A 23656-nucleotide genomic window follows, 5' to 3' on the forward strand; every position below is an offset into this window, starting at 1 on the left:
ATCATGAAAAAAGTAGTATTAGCATACAGCGGAGGATTAGATACTTCATATTGCCTAAAATATTTGAAGAACGAAAAAGGATACGAAGTTCATACAGTCCTTATAAATACAGGAGGTTTTGATGAAGCTGAACTAGCCGCTATTGAAGAAAGAGCTTACGAATTAGGAAGTGCGCAGCATGCAAATCTTACCATTGTAGATAAATATTATGACAAAGCCATTAAATATTTGATTTATGGAAATGTATTAAAAAACAATACATATCCATTATCAGTAAGCGCTGAACGTGTTTTTCAAGCAATTGAAGCCATTAAATATGCGAAATCTGTTGGTGCTGAAGCAATTGCTCACGGAAGTACTGGTGCAGGAAATGACCAAATTCGTTTTGATTTAATTTTCCAAACCATTGCTCCCGAAATTGAAATCATCACTCCAATCAGAGATTTAAAATTATCAAGACAGGAAGAAGTTGATTATTTATCTAAAAACGGAGTTCATTATTCTTGGGAAAAAGCACAATATTCCATTAATAAAGGATTATGGGGAACAAGCGTAGGTGGTAAAGAAACATTGACCTCAAATCAATCTTTACCAAGTGAAGCTTATCCTTCTCAATTGCAAAAAACGGGTGAAGAGAAAGTAACACTACAATTTGAAAAAGGACAGTTAGTAGGTATCAATGGGACGCTGGATATACCAACAAAAAACATCGTTGCATTAGAAAAATTGGCCAGCGCCTATGCTATAGGCAGAGACACGCACGTGGGAGATACTATTATCGGAATTAAGGGAAGAGTTGGTTTTGAAGCCGCCGCACCTTTAATCATCATCAAAGCGCACCATTTATTAGAGAAACATACCCTTGGGAAATGGCAACAATACTGGAAAGAACAACTAGGGAACTGGTACGGAATGTTGTTTCATGAAGGACAATTCTTGGATCCTGTGATGAGAAACATCGAGGCTTTCCTGGAAGATACTCAAACCACTGTAAACGGAACCGTTATCGTTTCGCTAAAACCATATCACTTTACATTGGACGGAATTGAATCTGAAAATGATTTAATGAATACCGGTTTTGGACAATACGGAGAAATGAACAACGCTTGGACGTCTGATGATGCCAAAGGATTTATCAAAATTCTGGGGAATGCCCAAAACATATTTTCATCTGTAAACAAACTAACACATGATTAATATTGGAATAATTGGTGGTTCAGGTTATACAGCGGGAGAACTCATCAGAATATTGATGTTTCATCCCAATGCTACACTTGATTTTGTTTACAGCACAACAAATGCTGGAAAACCACTTCATGTTGCGCATCATGATTTGATGGGCGATATCGAAATGAATTTTACCGATACTGTAAATCCAAATGTGAATGTTGTTTTCTTATGTTTAGGTCATGGTAAATCAAAATCATTTTTAGAGCAAAATCAATTTGCAAGTCATACCAAAATCATCGATTTAGGAAATGATTTCAGATTAACAAAAGACAAAGATTTTGACAGTAAAACTTTCGTTTACGGCTTACCCGAATTGAATAAAGCGGTTATCAAAAACGCTCAATTTATCGCTAATCCAGGTTGTTTTGCGACAGCGATTCAATTGGCTTTATTGCCATTGGCAAAAAACGAAATGCTTACTACTGATGTCCACATCAATGCCACAACTGGAAGTACAGGAGCCGGAGTTTCACCTTCGGAAACGACGCATTTTAGTTGGAGATCGAATAATATGTCGCATTACAAAGCTTTTGAACACCAACATCTAGGGGAAATAAACCAAAGCGTAAACCAACTGCAAGCGGATTATAAAAACGAATTGATTTTTGTACCCAACAGAGGGGATTTTGCTAGAGGGATTTTCGCCACATTATACACAACAATCGAAGAAAGTCTGGAAGATGTAGTTGCAAAATATGAGGCTTTTTATAAAGACCAACCTTTCGTAACCGTTACAACTACTGGAATCAATATGAAGCAAGTAGTTCAAACGAATAAATGTATTATTAGTTTAATGAAAAAAGGAAACCGGTTATTGATTACTTCAGTAATTGATAATTTAACAAAAGGAGCCTCAGGGCAAGCCATACAAAACATGAATTTAATGTTTGGATTGGATGAAACCACAGGATTACATTTGAAACCAAGCGGATTTTAAAATAATTGAAAGATTGAAGAATTTAATGACTTAAAAATTATTAGGATTCTATAAACAGAAAAAGATTTAAAAACGAATTGAATCTTTAAATTTTTAAATCTTTAAATCTTTAAATAATTAAAAATGAACTTATTTGACGTTTACCCATTATACAACATCACTCCTGTAGAAGCACTGGATTGTACTATTACAGATGAAAAAGGAGTGGAATATTTAGATTTATATGGTGGTCATGGAGTAATTTCCATTGGACACACCCAACCGGAATATGTTGCCAAATTAAAAAATCAATTGGACAATATTGGTTTTTATTCGAATGCGATTCAGAATCCATTGCAAGTAGAATTAGCAGAAAAATTAGGGAAACTTTCAGGATTGGAAGACTATACTTTATTCTTGTGCAGTTCTGGAGCTGAAGCCAATGAAAACGCTTTGAAATTAGCCTCTTTTCACAACATTAAATCGCGTGTAATTGCTTTTGACAATTCTTTCCACGGAAGAACTTCGGCGGCAGTTGCGGTTACAGATAACAAAAAAATTGTTGCGCCAATCAATGCACAACAAATCGTTACTTTTTTACCATTGAATAATATCGAGTTGGTAGAAAACGAACTAAAAAAAGGAGATGTTTCTTCTGTTATAATTGAAGGAATTCAAGGAGTTGGTGGTTTAGACCAAGGAACAACTGAATTTTTTCAGGCATTAGAAAAACTATGCGAGGCTTATGATGTTGTATTGATTTTGGACGAAGTGCAATCCGGATACGGAAGAAGCGGAAAGTTTTTTGCACACCAACACCATAACATCAAAGCAGATATTATTTGTCTGGCGAAAGGAATGGGTAACGGATTTCCTATTGGCGGAATCTTGATTTCTCCAAAATTTACAGCGAGTTACGGATTATTGGGAACTACTTTTGGTGGAAGCCATTTGGCTTGTGCTGCCGGAATTGCTGTTTTGGATGTGATTGAAAGCGAAAAATTAATGGATAACGTAAATGACGTTTACGCCTATTTTTTAGAAGCAATCAAACAAGTTCCTGAAGTTATTAAAGTAAAAGGAAGAGGATTAATGCTTGGTGTAGAATTTGATTTTGACGTAAGTACGCTTCGTAAAAAAATGATTATTGACAAACATATTTTTACCGGAAACGCTAATAATAAAAACTTATTAAGAATCCTTCCTCCAATGACAATCAAGAAGGAAGCAATCGATACCTTTATCATAGCTTTAAAAGAAGCATTAGCAGAATTGAAATGATTTTTAACATAAAAGTCATATTAGCTCTTAAAATCATATGACTTATATTTTTAGATTTTCCTTCTAAAATAGTAAAACCAAAAGCAATGAACCACTTATTACCAATAGAAAAACGAAATGCAGTTTTAAAGCGTATGGCCGAACTTCTCGAACTAGAAAGAGCCAATCTTAAGACTATAAATCAACAGGATATCAATAATTATTCTGGAGATGACTTGGCCATGGAAAAACGTTTATTGGTTGATGATGCCAAAATTGACGGAATGATTTTATCCATGCAACAATTAGCAAGTCAAGAAGATCCTATTGGTGTGGAGCGTTTTAATTTCAACCATGAAAACGGAATGAAAATCATCAATAAAACAGCGGCTTTTGGGACCATAATGATTATTTATGAATCCAGACCTGATGTTACCGTTGAAGCTGGTGGAATCGCTTTTAAATCCGGAAATAAAATTTTATTAAAAGGCGGAAAAGAATCTTTACTATCCAATTTAAAAATTGTGGAATTGTGGCATCAGGCTTTAACAGCAAATAATGTTGCGACAGAATGGGTAGAATACCTGAATTACAATCGGGAAGAAACGCAGGCATTTTTGGAGAAACCAACACAAAAAGTAGATTTAATCGTTCCTCGTGGTGGTGAAAACCTAATTGCTTTTGTAAAAAAACACGCAACCTGCCCGCTGATTATAAGTGGTCGAGGAAATAATTTTGTTTATGTAAATAAGGAAGCCGATTTGAAAAAAGCGCTTGATATTATTATTAACGGAAAGACCTCAAATATATCTGTTTGCAATGCTCTAGATAAAGTATTAATTGATACAAATCTTGAAAATTGGGAAGCTTTTGCAAAGAAAACAATTGCCGAATTACAACAAAGAAACGTAACCGTTTTAGGAGATGAAAATATTTCAAGAGTAACAAATGTTCCTCAGATCGAATCGGATTTAATTTGGTATGAAGAGTTTTTAGATTATAAAATTGTCATAGGAACAACAAATTCAGACCAAGAAGCGATTGACAAAATAAATAAATATTGTGGCGGACATTCGGCTTCGATAATCACAAAGAATGATGCAATTGCTCAGGAATTCATGGAAAATGTAGATACTGCAGCCGTATATCAAAACGCCTCTACCCGATTCACTGATGGAGGACAATTTGGTTTAGGAGGAGAATTGGCGATTAGCACAGACAAATTACACCAACGTGGACCAATTGGTTTGCAACATTTAGTTACTAATAAGTGGTATATTTACGGAAATGGACAAATTAGATAGTAGTCGTAAAGTCGAAAGTCATAAAGTCGAAAGATTATAAAAAAGAAGGATTCAGAATATTAACAAAACACTTTGCTTACATAGCGTTTAACGATGTTACGTTTGAAAATTAACTTTGCGCACTTTGCGGTTAAAAAAATGGCTAAAAAAAGAATTTTATTAAAGTTAGGAAGCAATACGTTAACCAAAGAAACCAATCACATTTCGAGAGGAAAGATTGAAGATATTGGGATGCAAATAGCGGCTTTACAAGACGATTACGAGTTTATCATTGTTAGTTCCGGTGCCATTGCTGCAGCAAAACAGTTCGTAAAACTGGAAAATCAAGATAAAGATGTTTTTGTAAAACAAGCGTTGGCTTCAATTGGTCAGCCTCATTTAATGCGGATTTATCATGAAAACTTCAGCGATTTAGGATTACTCATTTCGCAGTGTTTGCTTTCTTATTCTGATTTCGAAAAAGAACAATCTAAAGTAAATATTGTGAACACCATCAATGTGTTGGTAAAAAACAATTACATCCCAATTATCAATGAAAATGATACGGTGGCTACGGATGAGATTCGGTTTGGCGATAATGACAAATTAGCCGCTTTAACGGCCGTTTTATTAAATGTTGACATTCTGATAATTGCTACCAATACGAACGGGATTTACACTAAAACATCCATCCATGATGCCGTTCCTGAAACGATTTCTCTAGTAACCGATTTAAAAGTATTGGAAAAAGAGATTGGCGATTCTAAATCCTCGCACGGAACCGGCGGAATGCAATCTAAAATAGAAGCCTCAGCGATTGCCAAAGCAGCCAATATCGAAACCTGGATAGTCAACGGATTAGAAGACAATTTTATTTTGAAAGCTTTAAAAAACGAAATACCTTTTACTAAAATAATTTAATTCGAATAGTGGATTGTTTGATTTTTGGACAATTCATAATTCATAATTCATAACTATAATGAACTACATCTCCATACAAAAAATAGATTCACTTGATAAATGGGTGAAACAAGCGCTAAAAATCAAGAAAAAACCACTTAAAAACAAAAAACTGGGTAAAAATAAAACCTTAGGAATGTTATTTTTTAATTCCAGTTTGAGAACGCGTTTGAGCACGCAAAAAGCAGCTCTTAATTTAGGAATGAACGTTATGGTAATGAACTTTACCAGTGAAGGTTGGACACTTGAATTTGAAGATGGAGCCATCATGAACTCCGGTGCTTCGGAACATATCAAAGAAGCAGCCGCGGTAGTTTCTCAATATTGCGATATTGTTGCTATTAGGGCTTTTGCCGGATTGGTAGACAAAGAAAAAGACAATGCCGAAATCGTACTTTCCGGCTTCCTAAAATATGCCACTGTGCCTGTTGTGAATATGGAAAGTGCGACAGGACATCCTTTACAATCCCTTGCCGATGCCATTACTATGGCTGAACACAAAACAAAACACAGGCCAAAAGTAGTTTTGACTTGGGCGCCACACCCTAAAGCGTTACCTCAAGCAGTTCCTAATTCGTTTGTGGAAATGATGCAGTTACAAAATGCTGAATTCGTGATTACACATCCCGAAGGTTACGAATTGAATCCTGAAATCACTAAAGATTCCAAGATTGAATACGACCAAGACAAAGCATTTGAAAATGCCGATTTTATCTATGCTAAAAACTGGAGCAATTACAAGGAATATGGTCAGATTACAAATTCAGATCCAAATTGGACTGTAACTGCAGATAAAATGAAACTAACGAACAATGCTAAATTCATGCACTGTTTGCCGGTAAGACGTAATGTAATTGTTACTGATGAAGTGATTGACAGCGAAAATTCAATTGTTATCGAACAAGCCAACAATAGAACCTACGCTGCACAATTAGTGTTGCAAAAAATATTGAAAAATGGAAAATAAAACACCGGTAACGCTAATAAAAATTGGTGGAAACATAATTGATAATCCAACGGAATTATCACAGTTTTTATCTGATTTTTCTAAGATTGAAGGGTACAAGATACTCGTTCATGGCGGAGGAAAATCAGCTACCAAAATGGCCGAAAGTATAGGATTAGTACCTCAAATTATTGATGGAAGACGCATCACCGATGCCGCTATGCTTGATGTAGTTGTGATGATTTATGCGGGCCAAATCAACAAAAATATCGTTGCTCAATTACAAGCAAATTCCACCAATGCAATGGGTTTTTCCGGTGCTGATGGGAATTTAATTCAATCCGACAAAAGAAACCACCCAACAATCAATTATGGTTTTGTAGGCGATGTCAAAAAAGTGAATACACAATTATTGGAAACATTGCTTTCAAATGGAATAGTTCCTGTATTTTGTGCAATAACACACGATGGAAAAGGACAATTATTAAACACGAATGCAGATACCATTGCCAGTGAATTAGCGATTGCTTTATCGGAAGTTTTTGATGTCACTTTGAATTATTGCTTCGAAAAACCTGGCGTTTTATTTGATGCCGAAGATGATTCTTCCGTAATTGAGAACATCAATCAAGAATTATATTCCAAATTAAAAGCCGAAAAAGCGATACATTCCGGTATGATTCCTAAATTAGACAACTGTTTCAATAGTTTAACTAAAGGAGTTCAAAAAATAAAAATTGGTCATCACCGCATGTTGCAAGACATGACCGCTTTGTACACTACAATTACACTATGAAGAGTATAGAAATTCTTACACAAGAAGCCATTGCGCTATTAAAATCGCTGATTGAAACGCCTTCCTTTTCAAGTGAAGAAGACCAAACAGCCCTTTTAATCGAAAATTGGTTTACACAAAATAATATCCCTTTCGAAAGAGAGAATAATAATGTTTGGGCTTTCAATAAACATTTTGACGCTGACAAACCAACGCTTTTACTGAATTCGCACCACGATACCGTAAAACCAAACCAAGGCTATACCAACGATCCATTTGAAGCCATCGTAAAAGACGGTAAATTATTTGGACTGGGAAGCAATGATGCGGGCGGTTGTCTGGTTTCGCTTTTAGCCACTTTTGTACATTTTTATTCTAATGAAAATCTGCCATACAATATTGTGATGGTCGCTTCAGCCGAAGAAGAAAGCAGCGGGAAAAGTGGATTAAACAGCGTATTGAAACATTTACCGGAACTGGAATGTGCCATTGTTGGTGAGCCTACATTGATGCAATTGGCCGTAGCCGAAAAAGGTTTGTTGGTGCTGGATGTCATCGTAAAAGGTACCGCCAGTCACGCCGCGCATAACAATCCTGATAATCCAATTTACAATGCGATTCCCGTTATCGAATGGTTTAACAGCTATCAATTCGGAAAAATATCGGAGGTTTTAGGTCCCGTAAAGATGACTGTAACACAAGTGACTGCTGGAAAACAACACAATGTAGTCCCTGCGGAATGTCATTTGGTTGTCGATATCAGGGTGAATGATTGCTATAACAATCAAGAAATATTAGATACCGTAAAAAAACATTTGACTGCCGAAATTAATCCGCGTTCGATGCATTTGAATGCATCATCGATTCCTGTTGCACACGGATTAGTACAGGCCGGAATTGCCCTAGGAAGAACCACGTATGGCTCGCCTACCCTTTCGGATCAATCGGTTTTGAGTTGTCAATCCTTGAAATTAGGACCTGGCGAAACCCTGCGGTCACACTCGGCAGACGAATTTATATTTATAAACGAAATAGAAGAAGGAATCCAATTGTACATCAAAATACTAACTGATTTTTTCAAACAATAAAATAATTTGGAGCTAATCCCGCTATCCGCTATATCTTTTCCTGGCTAAAGAAGCCAGAAAAAGGATGTCGCTTCTATCGGGGCTAAAAATCTAACATTCTAAAAATCTAATTATCCACAATATGAAACTTTGGGAAAAAGGAATACCAACCGATAAGCAAATTGAACATTTTACCGTTGGAAACGACAGAGAACTGGATTTAGTTCTAGCCAAATATGATGCTTTAGGTTCTATCGCACATGCAAAAATGCTCGGACAAATTGGTCTTTTAACAGACTCAGAAACCGTTTCTTTGGTTTTGGCTTTGGAAGAAATTATAAAAGACGTTGAAAACGGAAAATTCGAAATCGAAGACAGTTTTGAAGACGTACATTCCAAAATCGAATATTTGCTGACGGTAAAACTTGGTGATGCCGGAAAAAAAATCCACACTGCGCGTTCTCGTAACGACCAAGTTTTGGTAGACGTTAATTTATACTTGAAAGATGTCGTTCAAGAGTTGAAAGAGCAAGTAAAAAGCCTTTTTGATTTACTGATGGAATCCGCAGATAAACACCAAAATGTGTTATTGCCAGGATACACGCACCTTCAAATTGCGATGCCTTCCTCTTTTGGAATGTGGTTTTCCGCTTACGCCGAAACTTTGATTGATGATATTACGATGCTGAATGCCGCTTTGAAAATTGTGGACCAAAACCCATTAGGTTCAGCTGCTGGATATGGAAGTTCATTTCCTATCAACAGAACATTCACTACTCAGGAATTGGGTTTTGAAACTTTAAAATTTAATTCGGTTGCCGCTCAAATGAGCCGAGGAAAATCAGAAAAAACAGTTGCGTTTGCAATGAGCAGCGTGGCTGCAACTTTGGCTAAATTTTCGATGGATGTTTGTTTGTATATGAGCCAGAATTTTGATTTCATCACCTTGCCCTCGCATCTTACAACAGGTTCGAGCATCATGCCTCACAAGAAAAATCCGGATGTTTTTGAGTTAATCCGTGGAAAATGCAATAAAATTCAAGCGCTACCCTACGAAATTACTTTAATCACCAATAACCTTCCAAGTGGCTATCACAGGGATTTGCAATTGTTGAAAGAAGGATTATTTCCAGCAATTCAAAACCTGAAAGCCTGTTTGGATATTGCTATTTTTGCAATCAAAGACATTAAAGTAAAAGACAATATTCTTGCGGATCAAAAATACAATTATTTGTTTACGGTTGACACCTTAAACGAAATGGTTGTCGCAGGAATGCCTTTTAGAGATGCCTACAAAGCGGTTGCTGAGCAACTGGAAAATGGTACTTTTCAATCTCCGAAAGAAACCAAACATACACATGAAGGAAGTATCAACAACCTTTGTTTGGAGGAAATAAAAGAGAAAATGAAGGATTCTTATTAATTCAAAACCACAATAATTATTACAAAAAAAATCCATTCGTTGAAGCGAATGGATTTTTTTATATTTCAAATTTAAATTTGTAGGTCTTTAAACTCTTTTACCTAATTCTTCCGCATCAATATCGCTGTGCGAAACATTATAAACAGCTTTTCCTTCTTTAATTAATATCAATTGTGGCGATTGATGTGTCACTCCAAAACGATTGGCAATTTCATTAGAAATAGCTCTATATTCTATTAAATCTAAAAAATAAGGCGTAACTTTATCTGAGCTATTAAACTCATTTTCAAACTGTTTCAGCGCCATCCTACTTACGCTGCATCGGGTACTGTGTTTGAAAATCGCTACCGGTTTTTCATTCGAAATAGCAATAATTTCATTCAGTTGCCCTAAATCGGTTAGTTCATTCCAGTTGATTTTGTTTTCGGTTGAATCTTTTTCTTCTGAACTGTTGAACATATTTTTAAAAAAACTCATAATTGTCTTGTTTTAAGACATTTTGACTTTGAAACATGATAAAAATCATGAAATTTCTGTCAATTTGTCTGTATTATTGTATTGGAATATATATTGAATATTGATTCGCAAAGTTAAGTAAATAACATAAACAATATAAAGTCATGAACATAAATAAATTCACCATCAAATCACAGGAGGCCATACAGCTTTCACAGCAATTGGTTCAAACTTTAGGTCAACAACAAATAGAAAACGAACATATTTTCAAGGCAATTTTTGAAGTCGATGAAAATGTGGCTCCTTTTATTTTGAAAAAATTAAATGTAAATGTTCCGCTATTTCTTCAAATATTAGACAGTACGATTCAGAGCTTTCCGAAAGTTTCCGGTGGCGAAATAATGCTTTCCAGAACCGCTAACACAACGTTGAACGAAGCAGAAATTATTGCACAAAAAATGAACGATGAATTCGTTTCCGTGGAGCATCTGATTTTAGCGATTTTTGATTCAAAAACTAAGGCTGCCCAAATCCTAAAAGACCAAGGCGTAACCGGAAAAGGATTGAAAGCTGCAATAGAAGAATTGCGAAAAGGAGAAAGAGTAACATCTGCCTCGGCCGAAGAAACCTATAATTCATTAAATAAATATGCCAAAAACCTGAACGAACTGGCACGATCCGGCAAACTGGATCCAGTTATTGGTCGTGACGAGGAAATTCGCAGGGTATTACAAATTCTAACTCGAAGAACGAAAAACAACCCAATGCTCGTGGGAGAACCCGGAGTGGGAAAAACTGCTATCGCTGAAGGTTTAGCACATAGAATCGTAGACGGAGATGTTCCTGAAAACCTAAAAGATAAAATTGTGTATTCTCTTGATATGGGAGCGCTGATTGCCGGTGCCAAATACAAAGGAGAATTTGAAGAGCGATTGAAATCCGTGGTGAAAGAAGTAACTTCTGCGGAAGGGGATATTGTTTTATTCATTGACGAAATCCACACGCTTGTGGGTGCCGGCGGTGGCGAAGGTGCTATGGATGCAGCTAACATTCTGAAACCTGCCTTAGCTCGTGGAGAACTTCGTGCTATTGGTGCGACAACATTAGACGAATATCAAAAATACTTTGAAAAAGACAAAGCACTCGAAAGACGTTTTCAAAAAATAATGATTGAGGAACCGGATACTGAAAGTGCCATTTCGATTTTACGTGGGATCAAAGAAAAATACGAAACACACCATAAAGTTCAGATAAAAGATGATGCAATTATTGCGGCTGTCGAATTATCACAACGCTATATTACCAATCGCTTTCTTCCGGACAAAGCCATTGATTTAATGGACGAGGCAGCATCAAAAATACGTATGGAAATCAATTCAAAACCAGAAGAACTGGATGTTTTGGATCGAAAAGTAATGCAGTTGGAAATCGAAATTGAAGCGATTAAAAGAGAAAAAGACGAAAGTAAACTCAAAGTTTTAGGAATGGATTTGGCCAACCTAAAAGAAGATCGAAACGAAATTTACGCCAAATGGAAATCAGAGAAAGATGTAGTTGATAATATTCAAGCCGTAAAAACGGAAATTGAAGACTTCAAATACGAAGCAGAACGTGCAGAACGTGAAGGCGATTATGGAAAAGTAGCCGAAATTCGTTACGGTAAAATCAAAGAAGCCCAAGAACGTTTAGCTATTTTACTCAAAGAATTACAAGAAAACCAATCGGGAACTTCGTTGATAAAAGAAGAAGTGACCCGCGAAGATATTGCCGAAGTTGTGGCCAAATGGACTGGAATTCCAGTGATGAAAATGCTTCAGGGCGAACGAGAAAAACTATTAAAACTGGAAGACGAACTGCATCATAGAGTCGTAGGACAGGAAGAAGCGATTGAGGCAGTGAGTGACGCCGTACGCAGAAGCCGTGCCGGTTTACAGGATATGAAGAAACCAGTTGGAACTTTCCTATTCCTCGGAACAACGGGAGTTGGAAAAACGGAATTGGCAAAAGCATTAGCCGAATATTTATTTGATGATGAAAATGCGATGACCCGTATTGACATGAGTGAATACCAAGAACGCCACAGCGTAAGCCGCTTGGTTGGTGCGCCTCCTGGATATGTAGGTTATGATGAAGGCGGACAATTGACCGAAGCCGTTCGAAGAAAACCGTATTCTGTGATATTATTGGATGAAATAGAAAAAGCGCATCCGGACACCTTTAATATCTTGCTGCAAGTCTTGGATGAAGGACGATTGACAGATAACAAAGGACGTTTAGCCGATTTCAAAAACACAATTATCATCATGACTTCTAATATGGGAAGCCAGATAATTCAGGAAAAATTCGAAAATATAAAAGGAAGCGTAGAAGCCGCCACCGAAGCTGCAAAAGTGGAAGTGCTGGGATTATTGAAACAAACGGTGCGTCCAGAATTCATAAACCGTATTGATGAGATTGTAATGTTTACGCCGTTAACCAATGAAAATATTACAAAAATCGTAGGTCTGCAACTAAAAAGCGTGACAAAAATGTTAGCGCTTCAAGGTATCACTATGGACGCCACTCCAGAAGCTGTCGCCTATTTAGCTGACAAAGGATATGATCCGCAATTTGGAGCCAGACCAGTGAAAAGAGTCATTCAAAGAGACGTACTCAATGAATTATCTAAAGAAATTCTATCTGGAAAAATAACTACAGACAGCATCGTTCTAATCGATGCGTTCGATGGAAAACTGGTTTTTAGAAATCAAAGCGAGTTAGTTTCTTAAGAATCGAGAACATTTAAACTTATGAAAACACTGGTCGAAAGGCTGGTGTTTTTTTATGTTGTCCTTTTTTTAGAAGTAAACCTGCTGATTTAATTACTGTTTTATAATTAAGTAATGGCTAAAATTTAATATCGTATTTTAATAAAGCACTAAATTTCTTTGCCACAGATTTCACAGATTACCACAGATTAATTCGTTATGTAATTTTAAAAATCTTTTTAATCCTTCCAATCTGTGGCAAAAACTCTTTTAATAATTGCGACTATATATCTTTCTTGCTACTTAGTATAAAAAAAAGTAAAAATGCGTTCCAACTTTAATTTGTAGCCGCAATTTCACAAGTTGGAAAATGCAGAATGGGAAAATTACACGAATTGGCTATAAAACAGAGTTGGTTGGCTTTTTTATGCAAGCTAAGCGCCTCCTCTATTTTTTCTTTGTTGCTGATACAAACTTTCGGATTCAGTTTAATAGCAATAAAACGTCCGCTACCGTCTTCCAAAACCTCCAGAGTCGCCTCCGCTTCGTCTGTATAAGACACCACGTCGATATCATTTTGTTTACAAACATACAAGTAAGACATCATGTGACAGGAAACAACACTGCTCAATAGCAGGTCTTCAGGATTGTATAAAGCGGGATCTCCTTTGAAAGCTTTAGCAGCCGAAACATGTAAAACAGCCTTACCGTCAATCGTTACGGTATGACTTTTAGCATACGTAGCCGCTTCCTTTTTCGAAAAAAGCCAATCTAATTTAGCTTTAAATACATGTTTATAACTCATATTATTTTTATTTCAAAAGTAAATAAAAACAATGCTACAAATACAGAAAGGTTTTGAGTGAATATTAACTAAAAATTCACCCATTTTATAAATAGAGTAAATAAAAAAAGTTTTAGATTCGCAGGAATAAACAAACAAAGCGCCAGAACAGAATTTCGTTTAAAAAAAATAATTCAGCGCAGTTTCTAAAACAATCAAAATGGCATCAGGTTTTTTCGCACTATTGGATGATATCGCAGCAATTATGGATGATGTTGCCGTAATGAGTAAATTTGCAGCCAAAAAAACGGCTGGTATTTTAGGTGATGATTTAGCCGTAAATGCCGAGAAAGCTTCCGGATTTATCTCATCGCGAGAACTTCCCGTATTGTGGGCAATTACTAAAGGCTCTTTCCTAAATAAATTAATCATTTTACCAATCGCATTTCTATTGAGTGCTTTTTTACCGGTAGCCGTAATTATAGTCTTAGTGCTTGGCGGACTTTATTTAGCCTACGAAGGCGCCGAAAAAATATACGAATACTTCTTTCCTCATGAGCATTCAAAGCACGAAATTTCTTTGGAACCAATGACCGAAGAAGAAATTTTGACTTTAGAAAAAGCAAAAATAAAATCAGCAATCGTGACTGATTTTATATTATCAGTAGAAATTGTAATTATTGCGCTCGGCACCGTAATTGGAAAACCCATCGTATCACAAATTCTTGTTGTTTCCATCATTGCAATAATAGCAACCATGGGTGTTTACGGCATTGTAGCCCTAATTGTAAGAATGGATGAAGCAGGTCTTAAACTAATTCAATTGAATAGTAAAGAGCAAAGTTTTACAAATAAGTTGGGGAACATTCTCGTCAAAGCATTGCCAAAAGTCATCAAAAGTTTATCCTTTATAGGTACCATCGCCTTACTGTTAGTAGCAGGCGGCATATTTGTACACAATATCGGTTTTTTACATGGCGTATTACCCCAATTACCTTCCATCATAACCGAATTTATAGTCGGAATTGTAATAGGAGGAATTGTTTTGGGAATTGTAACGGTGTTCAAAAAGATAATTGGCAAAAAGTAAGCAGCAATTGAATACACTTTAGCTGTATAAATAATTTAAAAATAAGGAGAACATCAGTCGAAAGTCTGGTGTTTTTTTGTGTCTTTTTTTAGGAGCAGAACATTTCTAATTTTTCATCACGAGTTGTCCCGCTGTCCGCAGTATCTTTTTATAAACGCAACCTATCGGGTTACATTTATAAAAAGGATACTTACTCCCATCGGGGCTATTTGACAACGAGTTTTTTCCAGAATAAAGTTTTCGAAAAAAGTGCTTTATTAAAGTTTAGAATCCGTTATAAATCAAATTGCATTAAAAAAGTTGATTACTAATTTGTAAGAAAATTTTAATATATTTGAGAAAATATAATGCAAAACAAACCTTCGACAATCTGCCCATATTTGGGTGTATAGTCGAAAGTTTGTATCGCCTATAGACAAGTTATCTACAACTTTTCATTCAACCCTCCCATTTGCACTTAAAGTGTTGTATTCATTGACTTTATAAAAATGAACAATGCAATTTTAAGCAACAAAAAGCAACGAAATACTTGTTTTGTTGTACCCAATGTTGTACCTTCGTATCACGATGCACCCGATTGAAAACCCTTTATTTACAATACTTTCACTGGTTTGCATTACTTTACAAAAGTAGTATAACATTTCTAAATTCCTAATCTTATGGCATCAGTAAAACTAATTTTAAGAACATATCAGGTAGACCAAACCGGACACAGCCCTTTGTATATCCGAATTATAAAAGATAGAAAAACGAAATTTATCACTGCTGGAGTGAAGCTAAAAGAGAACGAGTGGGATGAAGCAAAGCAGAAAGTAAAAAAGAACCATTCCAACAGTGCCAGGATGAATGCTGCATTATCTCAAAAGATTGCAGATGCCGAAGGTCAGGTTGCCGATATGGAACGCAAAATAAAAACGGTGTCCGTCAAAAAACTAAAAGAAGCCATCAAGGGTAAAGAAGTGCCTAATTTTTTTGAATATGCCAGAAAGAGATTAGAGAAAATCAAAAACACTGTTTCTTATTCCACTTACAGAGCATACACCTCCCAGATTGATAAATTTGAAAAATATATGGGAACAAAGGATGTCTATTTTGATGAAATTACGGTAGCTTTATTAAACGACTATAAATTTCATTTAGGCAATACATTAGGCAACGGAGATACAACTCAACGACTTTCAATCATTGTACTTGGAACCATTTTCAGAGATGCTATAAAAGAAGAAGTAATTCCCGAAACGATGTTTCCTTTTAACAAAATAACACTCAAAATTAGCGCTTCTAAAAGATTATTTCTTAATAAAGCACAGATTGACAAACTAACAAATGAAAAGCTTATGGAAGGCAAAAAAGCGGTGTTGTGGAGGGATTTATTCCTTTTCTCTATCTATGCCGGAGGATTGCGTTTTAGTGATGTAATCGAAATGAAATATGCTAATTATAATGAAGCAGAACATAAAATAAATAAACTCATTCGTAAAACTGGAAGAGTACACCAGTTCAAAATCGGTAAAGTGGCTATCGATATTCTGGAAAAATACAAAAAAGAAAACGCCAATCACGATGACTTTATCTTTCCGATTATTGAAGATAAAGAAGGTTATGAAAAAAGCGAAGCCAAACGTTATTCGCAAACTGCAAAATTCAATAAATTGGCAAATTGGCACCTGAATAAATTAGGAAAAAAAATTGAACTCCCTTTCGACCTTTCTTTCCACTTATCAAGACACAGTTTTGCGACCAATGCCTTAAATAATGGAATGAGAATTGAACACGTTTCTAAATTGATGGACCACAGAGACATTGGCACAACGCAGATATATGCCAAGATCATCAGTGAGGAACTCGACAAAGCGGTTGACAACTATATTTTTTAATTTCGAATTAAACAACACACAATCAATTAACAATCAAATACTTACTAAATTGTTGATAACTTAAACTGAAATCCTTTAACAAGGATTTTTTTTTATATCTACATTTACGTTGAAGAAAATTAGTAAATTCTAAAGCATTCTAAACGAGGAAGAAACGATTCATAGTTGAAAACACTATAGTTCGTTCCAAATTGAAAATAAGAGTACAATATTAATAGACTTTAATACCACAATGAAGTACTTAAATAAAATAATATCATTTGAACGCAAAGGATCAAAATATGCAAACAGCCCCGTTTGTAGAATTATTGGCAGTGCCTGCAGCACTGGCCAAAAATCCTTTATTTGATATAATCGTTGAAGATAAAATCACCATTCAAAATTATTGCAACGCATTAATAAGTAAAATTTTAGAGCTGCGCCAATCCCAATTCCCAGCTTTTATAGACTATCAATTTAACCAGGTGAAGAATCCAGAAATATGGTTAAACAAATTTGAAAAGTTACTGGCGAATAATGCCGAACAATTTGAAGGCATCCGTAACAATTCGAAATTCATAAAACTATACACTTTAATCGAGAAAAAAAGAACACACCTGCAATCTTCGAGCGTAAAAGAACCTATAACAAAAACCCCAAAAAGACTTATTAACGCCGAAAGTGAAGACCGTTATTTTTCGTTTTCAGAAGTAAAAATCCATATTGGAGCACTAACAAATTATCCAGATAAAATCCTTTATTTGAATGAGGAAATTTGCGAGTACAAACAATCAGAAGTGTATTTCATCAATAATAAACTGTTGGATTACAGAAAGCAATGCAAAGCTTTATTGAAGCAAATTCAGAATGAAAAAATCTTAAAATGTCAATTAGAGAAAGAGCAAGCAGACGAGAAAAATAAAATGGCTTTAGAGATAAAACCTACTTTCAAAATCCGTATAAATGGTCCAATCAATATTTTGACAGATGCTTACAAACAAATGATGAATGATGTAAAACCAAATGGAAAACCGTACATCGAATATAAAATTATAGAAATAGCAAAATTCATTTGTGATAATTATTTAGATGAAAATGGAAATGAGCTTTCGATGCTTACTATTCAAACCTATTTATCGCCAACGCGAACCGACAAGAATCCAAATAATGATTGGAAAATTAAACTGTAGTCCGATTTTTTACAAAATTAACATTTCAACTTCTCAACACCCATAAGGCCTAACAAACTATTTAGTCCAATCGGACTAAATAAGTCTAATCGGACTTTTTTTTATTTCTTCCATTTGCACCATAACAATTTAAAACATTTAAAAATGGATGCAATTATCTTCACAAAAGACCAGTTCACAGATCTAATGTCAAAATTAGACACGATTCAAAACCAAATTTCTTTCAAGGCAGACCCAAAAAAAGAAACCTTTCTGGACAATCAGGAATTCCTGTTGCTATTGAAAATCTCAAAACGTACCGCACAAACCTGGAGAGACGAAGGGAAAATTTCCTTTAGCCAAGTGGGGAGCAAAATCTACTACAAATTGTCCGATGTGGAAAAGCTAATGCAAGAGCATTACAACAAAGCTTTCAAAGGAAGATAAGATGAGCAGCTGCAACGGAACCTGCGAAAGCTGTGATTGCAAAGCGATCCCCACTTCCCCTCCTTTGGAGGGGTGCCTAAAGGGCGGGGTGGTTGAAACAACTTTAAACCCTAAACTTTAAATTATTCTTATGGTAACAATATTCAAAAACTTCAACGAGGTTGTAGAACACAAACCGATTCCAACAATTTTAGAAGAAATCAAAACAGGAAAATACAAACATGCAATTGTTTATTTGCGAAAATCTTTAGCTGAAAAAAAAGAGGAAGCGTATAACAAAGCCAAAAAATCACTGCCGGCATTTACACCTTCCGGCAAGTTTGTAGGTGGTAGAAAATTGGAATTTTTAGCAGAATATTCCAATACCATCATTTTGGACATTGACAAATTAAGCAAAGAAGACCTGACAAAAGCCAGTCATTTAGCCAACCAATCCGAGTTCACTTATGCAAGTTTCATTAGTCCATCAGGAAACGGATTAAAAATTTTAGTCAAAATCAACACGCTAAAAACGGAACACAACGAAACGTTTCTAAAAGTCCAGGCACATTATGAAGATATTCTGAAACTGGAAATAGACAAATCCGGCAAAGATCTAACCAGATTATGTTTTTATTCTTCTGATGAAAATTTATATCTAAATGAAAGTGCTAAAATCTTTTTCACAACTATTTACAATCAGAGCGCGTCATCCAGAGCGCAGTCGAAGGATGAGATGCCTTTAATTGAAGATGCTTCAAAACTGAAAACTGCGAATGCGACTGAAAACTTGGATAGCGATGCAATCTACAACCACTGCATAAATTTCACTGAAAAAAAAGTGCAATATGTGAATGGCAGTCGCAATGTATTTGTGCATCAATTAGCGTGTAATCTAAACCGCAAAGGAGTTGCATTACAAGAAGCATTAGGTTATATTCTGACAGATTTTGGATATGACGAAAAAGAAGTAACACAAGCAGTTAATAGTGCTTACGGAAATATTCACGAGTTTGGGCAGAATGAAAAATTTGAAGCTCCTAAAAAGGCAAAACAAAAAAAGGATTTCTCAATAACTGATAATATCGATGAAGACGACGAAGACAAACCAAAACCAACTCAAATAGACCGTTTAGAGCTGTTTTTATCAAACAAATACATCTTTCGTCACAACATTGTTTCAGGTAAATTAGAGTTTCAATATTTCGGAAAAAAGAAGTGGAATGTAATGAACGATTTTATTGAAAATTCAATGCTTCGGGAATGTTTAAAAGCACGAATTAGAACAAACATTTCTTCATTGCGAAACTTGCTTAACTCTGATTTTTGCCCGTTATACAATCCATTTGAAGATTACTTTTTCAATTTACCTAATTACGATGAAAAGACGGATTATATTACCGAATTAGCCAACACTATAACCACAACAAAGCAGGATTTGTGGCAGCAATGTTTTAAAAAATGGATGGTGGCAATGGTCGGCTGCGTATTGGACGAAAAAGTAATCAATCATACCGTAATCGTATTCAGCGGCAAACAAGGATTAGGGAAAACAACTTGGGTTGAAAAGCTCGTTCCAAAACAATTGAAAGAGTATTTATTTTCCGGAACCATAAACCCGAACAATAAAGATACTTTAGTTCAACTGGCGGAATGTATGTTGATCAATTTGGACGAGTTAGAAAACCTAAACCGTTCCGAAATTGGATCACTCAAAGAAATCATCACAAAAACCCAAATCCGAATGCGAAAAGCCTACGGACACAACAACGAAACAATGCCCAGACGGGCATCATTTGCCGGAAGTGTCAACACGGCTCAGTTCTTAAACGACACTACCGGCAGCAGAAGATTCCTTTGTTTTGAATTGGAAGGTATCCAATACCAACACAAGGTGGATATCAACATGGCATTTTCACAGGCTTTGTTTCTTTTCAAAAGTGGTTTTAGGCATTGGTTTGACCAGGAAGAAATCAAATTAATTACTGAGAATAACGAACAATACCAGCTACACAGCCCAGAAGAAGAATTATTGTTAACGTGGTTTGAACCTTGCGAAAGAGAAATTGCCACATTGTTTCTAAATGCCTCACAAATTGGAGCTAAATTAGCAGAAAAGGCAAAGATTAATTTGAATGACGGAACAATAAACAAAATTGGCAAGGCACTCAAAAAACACAATTTCGTAAAACTGATGAGGAAAGGAAGTCCAGTCTATGCTTTAAAAGAGTTTTCTTATGAAGAAGTAGATGAAGCTAACAAAAAATCCGAAACAGAAAAGTAATTTTTAACCAGAGTGGAAATCAAAAGTTTCCACTTTTTTTCATGCTTTCTACTCCTTTTTTATTCCCCCTTTGGGGGTTAGGGGGCGTGGGGTGTAAGGGGTGTAACCACTTTTCCTCACAAACATTTTTACTTTTTTTTATTTTCAAACTTTCGGGCAACATAAGACCATTACAATGCAGTTTGGTAAAGCAGTTGGATTAGTTTGCGCCAATACAGCCGTATGAATCCGTTTTTTTTATTTCTAAAAAATAAAAAATGTTTTACACGTTTTTCCCTTACACCCTACACCCTGCATTTATTTTCATTTATTTTCATCCGTTTACGGTTTTCCTCAATTGTTCTCGATTGCTTTTTCGTACTATTGTATCTAGTAAAAGAATGTTAAAAAACTATATTCAAGAACATTAATTATTCTGTAGAGAATGCCTCAATCAAGGAATACATAACTATGAAAACTATTTTAAGCAGTACTATTTGCAGCGCAATTATTTAAAATTATTATAGAAAAAGACCATAAATGGATTACATTATATTAACGCAATTCCCATATTAAGTTATTGGTATTTGTTGAAATAAATAAAAGATTACCCTCTACAGGCAAAAAAGAAGAACATAATCTATATAATTTTTTCTACAAACAAAGAAAACGATTTGAAGAAACGGATTTAGATAGTGAAGAAAAATTAAAATTTATTCAAATTACAAATTTACTGCAACAATATAAAAGTGAAAATCCTTATTAAAACTGGCTATGTAGCACCTTAACTTTTATCTTTTATTAAAATAAATAGATTTTAGAATAACTCTACAACGAAATAAATTTGCATATCTCATTATTTTGCTTACATTTGCATTGAAAATGAATATTATTACAAATATAATCAAATGGAAGTTAAGTTAAAGGAAATAGCAAATATTCAGTTCGGTTATTACGGGCAGCCAAGTAAAAACGGCACTATTCCGTATTTACAAGCCAAACATTTCAATGAATTTGGGCAATATAGTGGCGTAAATGACACCTTTTTGGAAGAAGATTCAAAAATAACAGCTAATCTATTACAAGATGGAGATGTGCTTTTTGTGGCAAAGGGGTTTCGTTTTTTTGCCACATTATATAAGGAAGAACTTGGTAAAGCCATTGCGTCTTCCATATTTTTTATTTTACGGACTGATAAAACTAAAATTATCCCTGCTTATTTGGTTTCAGTACTCAATCTTCCAAAAAACTTATTGCATTTTCAGCAGTCGGGTGCCGGAAGTACAATCCCATCCATTCGTAAAAACGAATTAGCCGACTTTACTTTTAATCTAATACCATTAGAACAACAACAAAAAGTGGTAGCATTACAAGACTTGTATTTTAAAGACATTCAAATTACAGAAACATTAATCAAAGAGAAACAAAAACTTTTTCAAACAACAATTTCAAAAATTATAAATTAGGAACTATGGCAGAGAATAAAATTACTCAAAAAGAAATCAATAACATTGTTTGGAAAGCTTGTGATACTTTACGCCCGGTAATGGGAAGTGAACAATACAAGGATTATATACTTACACTATTATTTATAAAATACTTGTCTGATGTTTGGAAAGACAAAGTAGAACAATACCGCATTAAGTATCCGGATAATGAAGAAATGGTACAACGCCAATTACAAAGAGAGCGGTTTATATTGCCCGAAATAAGCAATTTTGAATACCTATATGAAAACCGTAGCGAACCGAATATTGGAGAAATAATTGATATTGGATTAACAGCTCTAGAGGATGCCAACCGTTCCAAATTAGCGATGGTATTCCGTAGTATATCTTTTAATTCCGAAACGGTGTTTGGTCAAACCAAACAACGTAACGCTATCATGAAAAACTTATTGGTAGATTTTTCTGCTCTTGATTTGCAACCCTCCCATTTAGAAGGTAACGATATAATTGGCGACAGTTACGAGTTCCTAATCTCAAAATTTGCTGGAGAAAGTGGTAAAAAATCGGGCGAATTTTATACCCCAAGCGAAGTCAGCACACTATTAGCTAAATTACTTGACCCACAACCAGGTAACAGGATGTGTGATCCCACAGCGGGATCGGGTTCGCTGTTAATTAAAATGGGAAATGAAGTAGAGGGAAAAAATTATTCGCTTTACGGTCAGGAAAATAACGGAAGTACTTGGGCCTTGTGTCGTATGAATATGTTTTTGCACGAACAAGACAGTGCGACCATAGAATGGGGTGATACCATCAACAATCCAAAGCTGTTGGAAAATGACAAATTGATGAAATTCCATATTGTGGGAGCGAATCCACCCTTTTCACTTGACAAATGGGGTGCCGATACTGCCGCTTCTGACCAGTTCAACCGTTTCCATAGAGGTGTTCCTCCAAAGAGCAAAGGAGATTATGCTTTTATCAGTCATATGATAGAAACCACCTATGAAGATGTCGGTAAAGTGGGTGTAATTGTGCCACACGGCGTATTGTTTCGTAGCAGTAGCGAAGGACAAATTCGTAAAAAACTAATTGACGAAAATTTATTGGAAGCAGTTATAGGTTTACCTGCCAACCTGTTTTTTGGCACAGGAATTCCAGCTGCCATATTAATTTTCAACAGAGGAAAAGGAACGAATAAAGACATTTTATTTATTGATGCCAGTCGTGAATTCGAGAATGGTAAAAACCAAAATAAGTTAAGAGAAATTGACATTGAGCATATTGTAACAGCATTCAAGGCATTTAAATCTGCCACACCTTTAACTACTGAAAAAGGAGCTATTGTGGAAGACAAATATAGCTATCGTGCAACAATGGCTGACATTATAGAAAACGATTACAACCTTAATATTCCTCGTTATGTAGATACATTTGAAGAAGAGGAAGAGGTAGATATTAAGGCCACGCATACCAATATTACCGAGCTAAAAAAACAACTAACTGAAGTAGAAAACCAAATGGAAAACTACTTGAAGGAGCTAAACTTAATATAAT

At 35.4% G+C, this 23656-nt stretch carries 19 protein-coding genes; 17 read left to right on the forward strand and 2 right to left on the reverse strand.

Annotated elements, in window-relative coordinates; genetic code table 11:
* The first annotated feature begins 3 nt into the window (after positions 1–3).
* The 9 genes from BUC23_RS04560 to argH all read left to right on the forward strand — a co-directional run bounded on the left by BUC23_RS04560 (position 4) and on the right by argH (position 9860).
* Positions 4–1197, forward strand: coding sequence for an argininosuccinate synthase (locus BUC23_RS04560; protein ID WP_073206121.1), 1194 nt, complete (start codon positions 4–6; stop codon positions 1195–1197).
* Complete coding sequence (gene argC, locus BUC23_RS04565; RefSeq protein WP_073206124.1) at positions 1190–2167, forward strand: N-acetyl-gamma-glutamyl-phosphate reductase; 978 nt, start codon at positions 1190–1192, stop codon at positions 2165–2167. Before BUC23_RS04560 ends, argC begins: the two co-directional genes overlap by 8 nt.
* A gap of 123 nt (positions 2168–2290) precedes the next feature.
* Positions 2291–3427 carry an aspartate aminotransferase family protein gene (locus tag BUC23_RS04570; protein ID WP_073206129.1) on the forward strand — a complete coding sequence of 379 codons (1137 nt, stop codon included), beginning with the start codon at positions 2291–2293 and terminating at the stop codon, positions 3425–3427.
* A gap of 86 nt (positions 3428–3513) precedes the next feature.
* Positions 3514–4710 carry a glutamate-5-semialdehyde dehydrogenase gene (locus tag BUC23_RS04575; protein ID WP_073206132.1) on the forward strand — a complete coding sequence of 399 codons (1197 nt, stop codon included), beginning with the start codon at positions 3514–3516 and terminating at the stop codon, positions 4708–4710.
* Positions 4711–4848: 138 nt separating this feature from the next.
* Positions 4849–5610, forward strand: coding sequence for a glutamate 5-kinase (proB, locus tag BUC23_RS04580; protein ID WP_073206788.1), 762 nt, complete (start codon positions 4849–4851; stop codon positions 5608–5610).
* 58 nt (positions 5611–5668) lie between these two features.
* The gene (locus BUC23_RS04585) at positions 5669–6616 is read left to right on the forward strand and encodes an N-acetylornithine carbamoyltransferase (RefSeq protein WP_073206135.1); all 948 of its coding nucleotides are present in this window, start codon (positions 5669–5671) and stop codon (positions 6614–6616) included.
* Entirely contained in the window at positions 6606–7391 is a 786-nt protein-coding gene (argB, locus tag BUC23_RS04590; protein ID WP_073206137.1) for an acetylglutamate kinase, read from the forward strand. Before BUC23_RS04585 ends, argB begins: the two co-directional genes overlap by 11 nt.
* Positions 7388–8458 (forward strand): M20 family metallo-hydrolase, encoded by a 1071-nt coding sequence (locus tag BUC23_RS04595; RefSeq protein ID WP_073206142.1) that lies wholly within the window; start codon positions 7388–7390, stop codon positions 8456–8458. The genes argB and BUC23_RS04595 overlap by 4 nt, the downstream gene beginning before the upstream one ends.
* 121 nt (positions 8459–8579) lie before the next feature.
* Positions 8580–9860, forward strand: coding sequence for an argininosuccinate lyase (gene argH, locus BUC23_RS04600; protein ID WP_073206145.1), 1281 nt, complete (start codon positions 8580–8582; stop codon positions 9858–9860).
* An 87-nt stretch (positions 9861–9947) separates the two neighbouring features.
* On the opposite strand, the gene ytxJ is transcribed toward argH, so the two are convergent.
* On the reverse strand, positions 9948–10337 hold the full coding sequence (gene ytxJ, locus BUC23_RS04605) for a bacillithiol system redox-active protein YtxJ (protein WP_073206148.1): 390 nt from the start codon (positions 10335–10337) through the stop codon (positions 9948–9950).
* Positions 10338–10480: 143 nt separating this feature from the next.
* Between ytxJ and clpB the strand changes: the two genes are divergently transcribed.
* The gene (clpB, locus tag BUC23_RS04610) at positions 10481–13084 is read left to right on the forward strand and encodes an ATP-dependent chaperone ClpB (protein ID WP_073206151.1); all 2604 of its coding nucleotides are present in this window, start codon (positions 10481–10483) and stop codon (positions 13082–13084) included.
* A gap of 316 nt (positions 13085–13400) precedes the next feature.
* On the opposite strand, the gene BUC23_RS04615 is transcribed toward clpB, so the two are convergent.
* On the reverse strand, positions 13401–13868 hold the full coding sequence (locus tag BUC23_RS04615) for an OsmC family protein (RefSeq protein ID WP_073206154.1): 468 nt from the start codon (positions 13866–13868) through the stop codon (positions 13401–13403).
* A 199-nt stretch (positions 13869–14067) separates the two neighbouring features.
* Between BUC23_RS04615 and BUC23_RS04620 the strand changes: the two genes are divergently transcribed.
* The 7 genes from BUC23_RS04620 (at position 14068) to BUC23_RS04655 (ending at position 23655) form a co-directional block, all read left to right on the forward strand.
* Positions 14068–14937, forward strand: coding sequence for a DUF808 domain-containing protein (locus BUC23_RS04620; RefSeq protein ID WP_073206155.1), 870 nt, complete (start codon positions 14068–14070; stop codon positions 14935–14937).
* Between the two features lie 659 nt (positions 14938–15596).
* A complete protein-coding gene (locus BUC23_RS04625; protein WP_073206158.1) occupies positions 15597–16814 on the forward strand; it encodes a site-specific integrase in 1218 nt (405 codons plus the stop codon).
* A 281-nt stretch (positions 16815–17095) separates the two neighbouring features.
* Positions 17096–17983: a hypothetical protein gene (locus BUC23_RS04630; RefSeq protein ID WP_073206161.1), complete on the forward strand. Its 888-nt coding sequence runs from the start codon at positions 17096–17098 to the stop codon at positions 17981–17983.
* 144 nt (positions 17984–18127) lie between these two features.
* Positions 18128–18409, forward strand: coding sequence for a helix-turn-helix domain-containing protein (locus BUC23_RS04635; RefSeq protein ID WP_073206164.1), 282 nt, complete (start codon positions 18128–18130; stop codon positions 18407–18409).
* A gap of 130 nt (positions 18410–18539) precedes the next feature.
* Positions 18540–20672, forward strand: coding sequence for a VapE domain-containing protein (locus BUC23_RS04640; RefSeq protein WP_073206167.1), 2133 nt, complete (start codon positions 18540–18542; stop codon positions 20670–20672).
* Between the two features lie 887 nt (positions 20673–21559).
* Positions 21560–22117: a restriction endonuclease subunit S gene (locus tag BUC23_RS04650; RefSeq protein WP_073206173.1), complete on the forward strand. Its 558-nt coding sequence runs from the start codon at positions 21560–21562 to the stop codon at positions 22115–22117.
* Positions 22118–22122: 5 nt separating this feature from the next.
* Positions 22123–23655 (forward strand): type I restriction-modification system subunit M, encoded by a 1533-nt coding sequence (locus tag BUC23_RS04655; RefSeq protein ID WP_073206176.1) that lies wholly within the window; start codon positions 22123–22125, stop codon positions 23653–23655.
* The last annotated feature ends 1 nt before the right edge of the window (position 23656 follow it).

This window comes from Flavobacterium xinjiangense (assembly GCF_900142885.1).
GTDB lineage: Bacteria > Bacteroidota > Bacteroidia > Flavobacteriales > Flavobacteriaceae > Flavobacterium > Flavobacterium xinjiangense.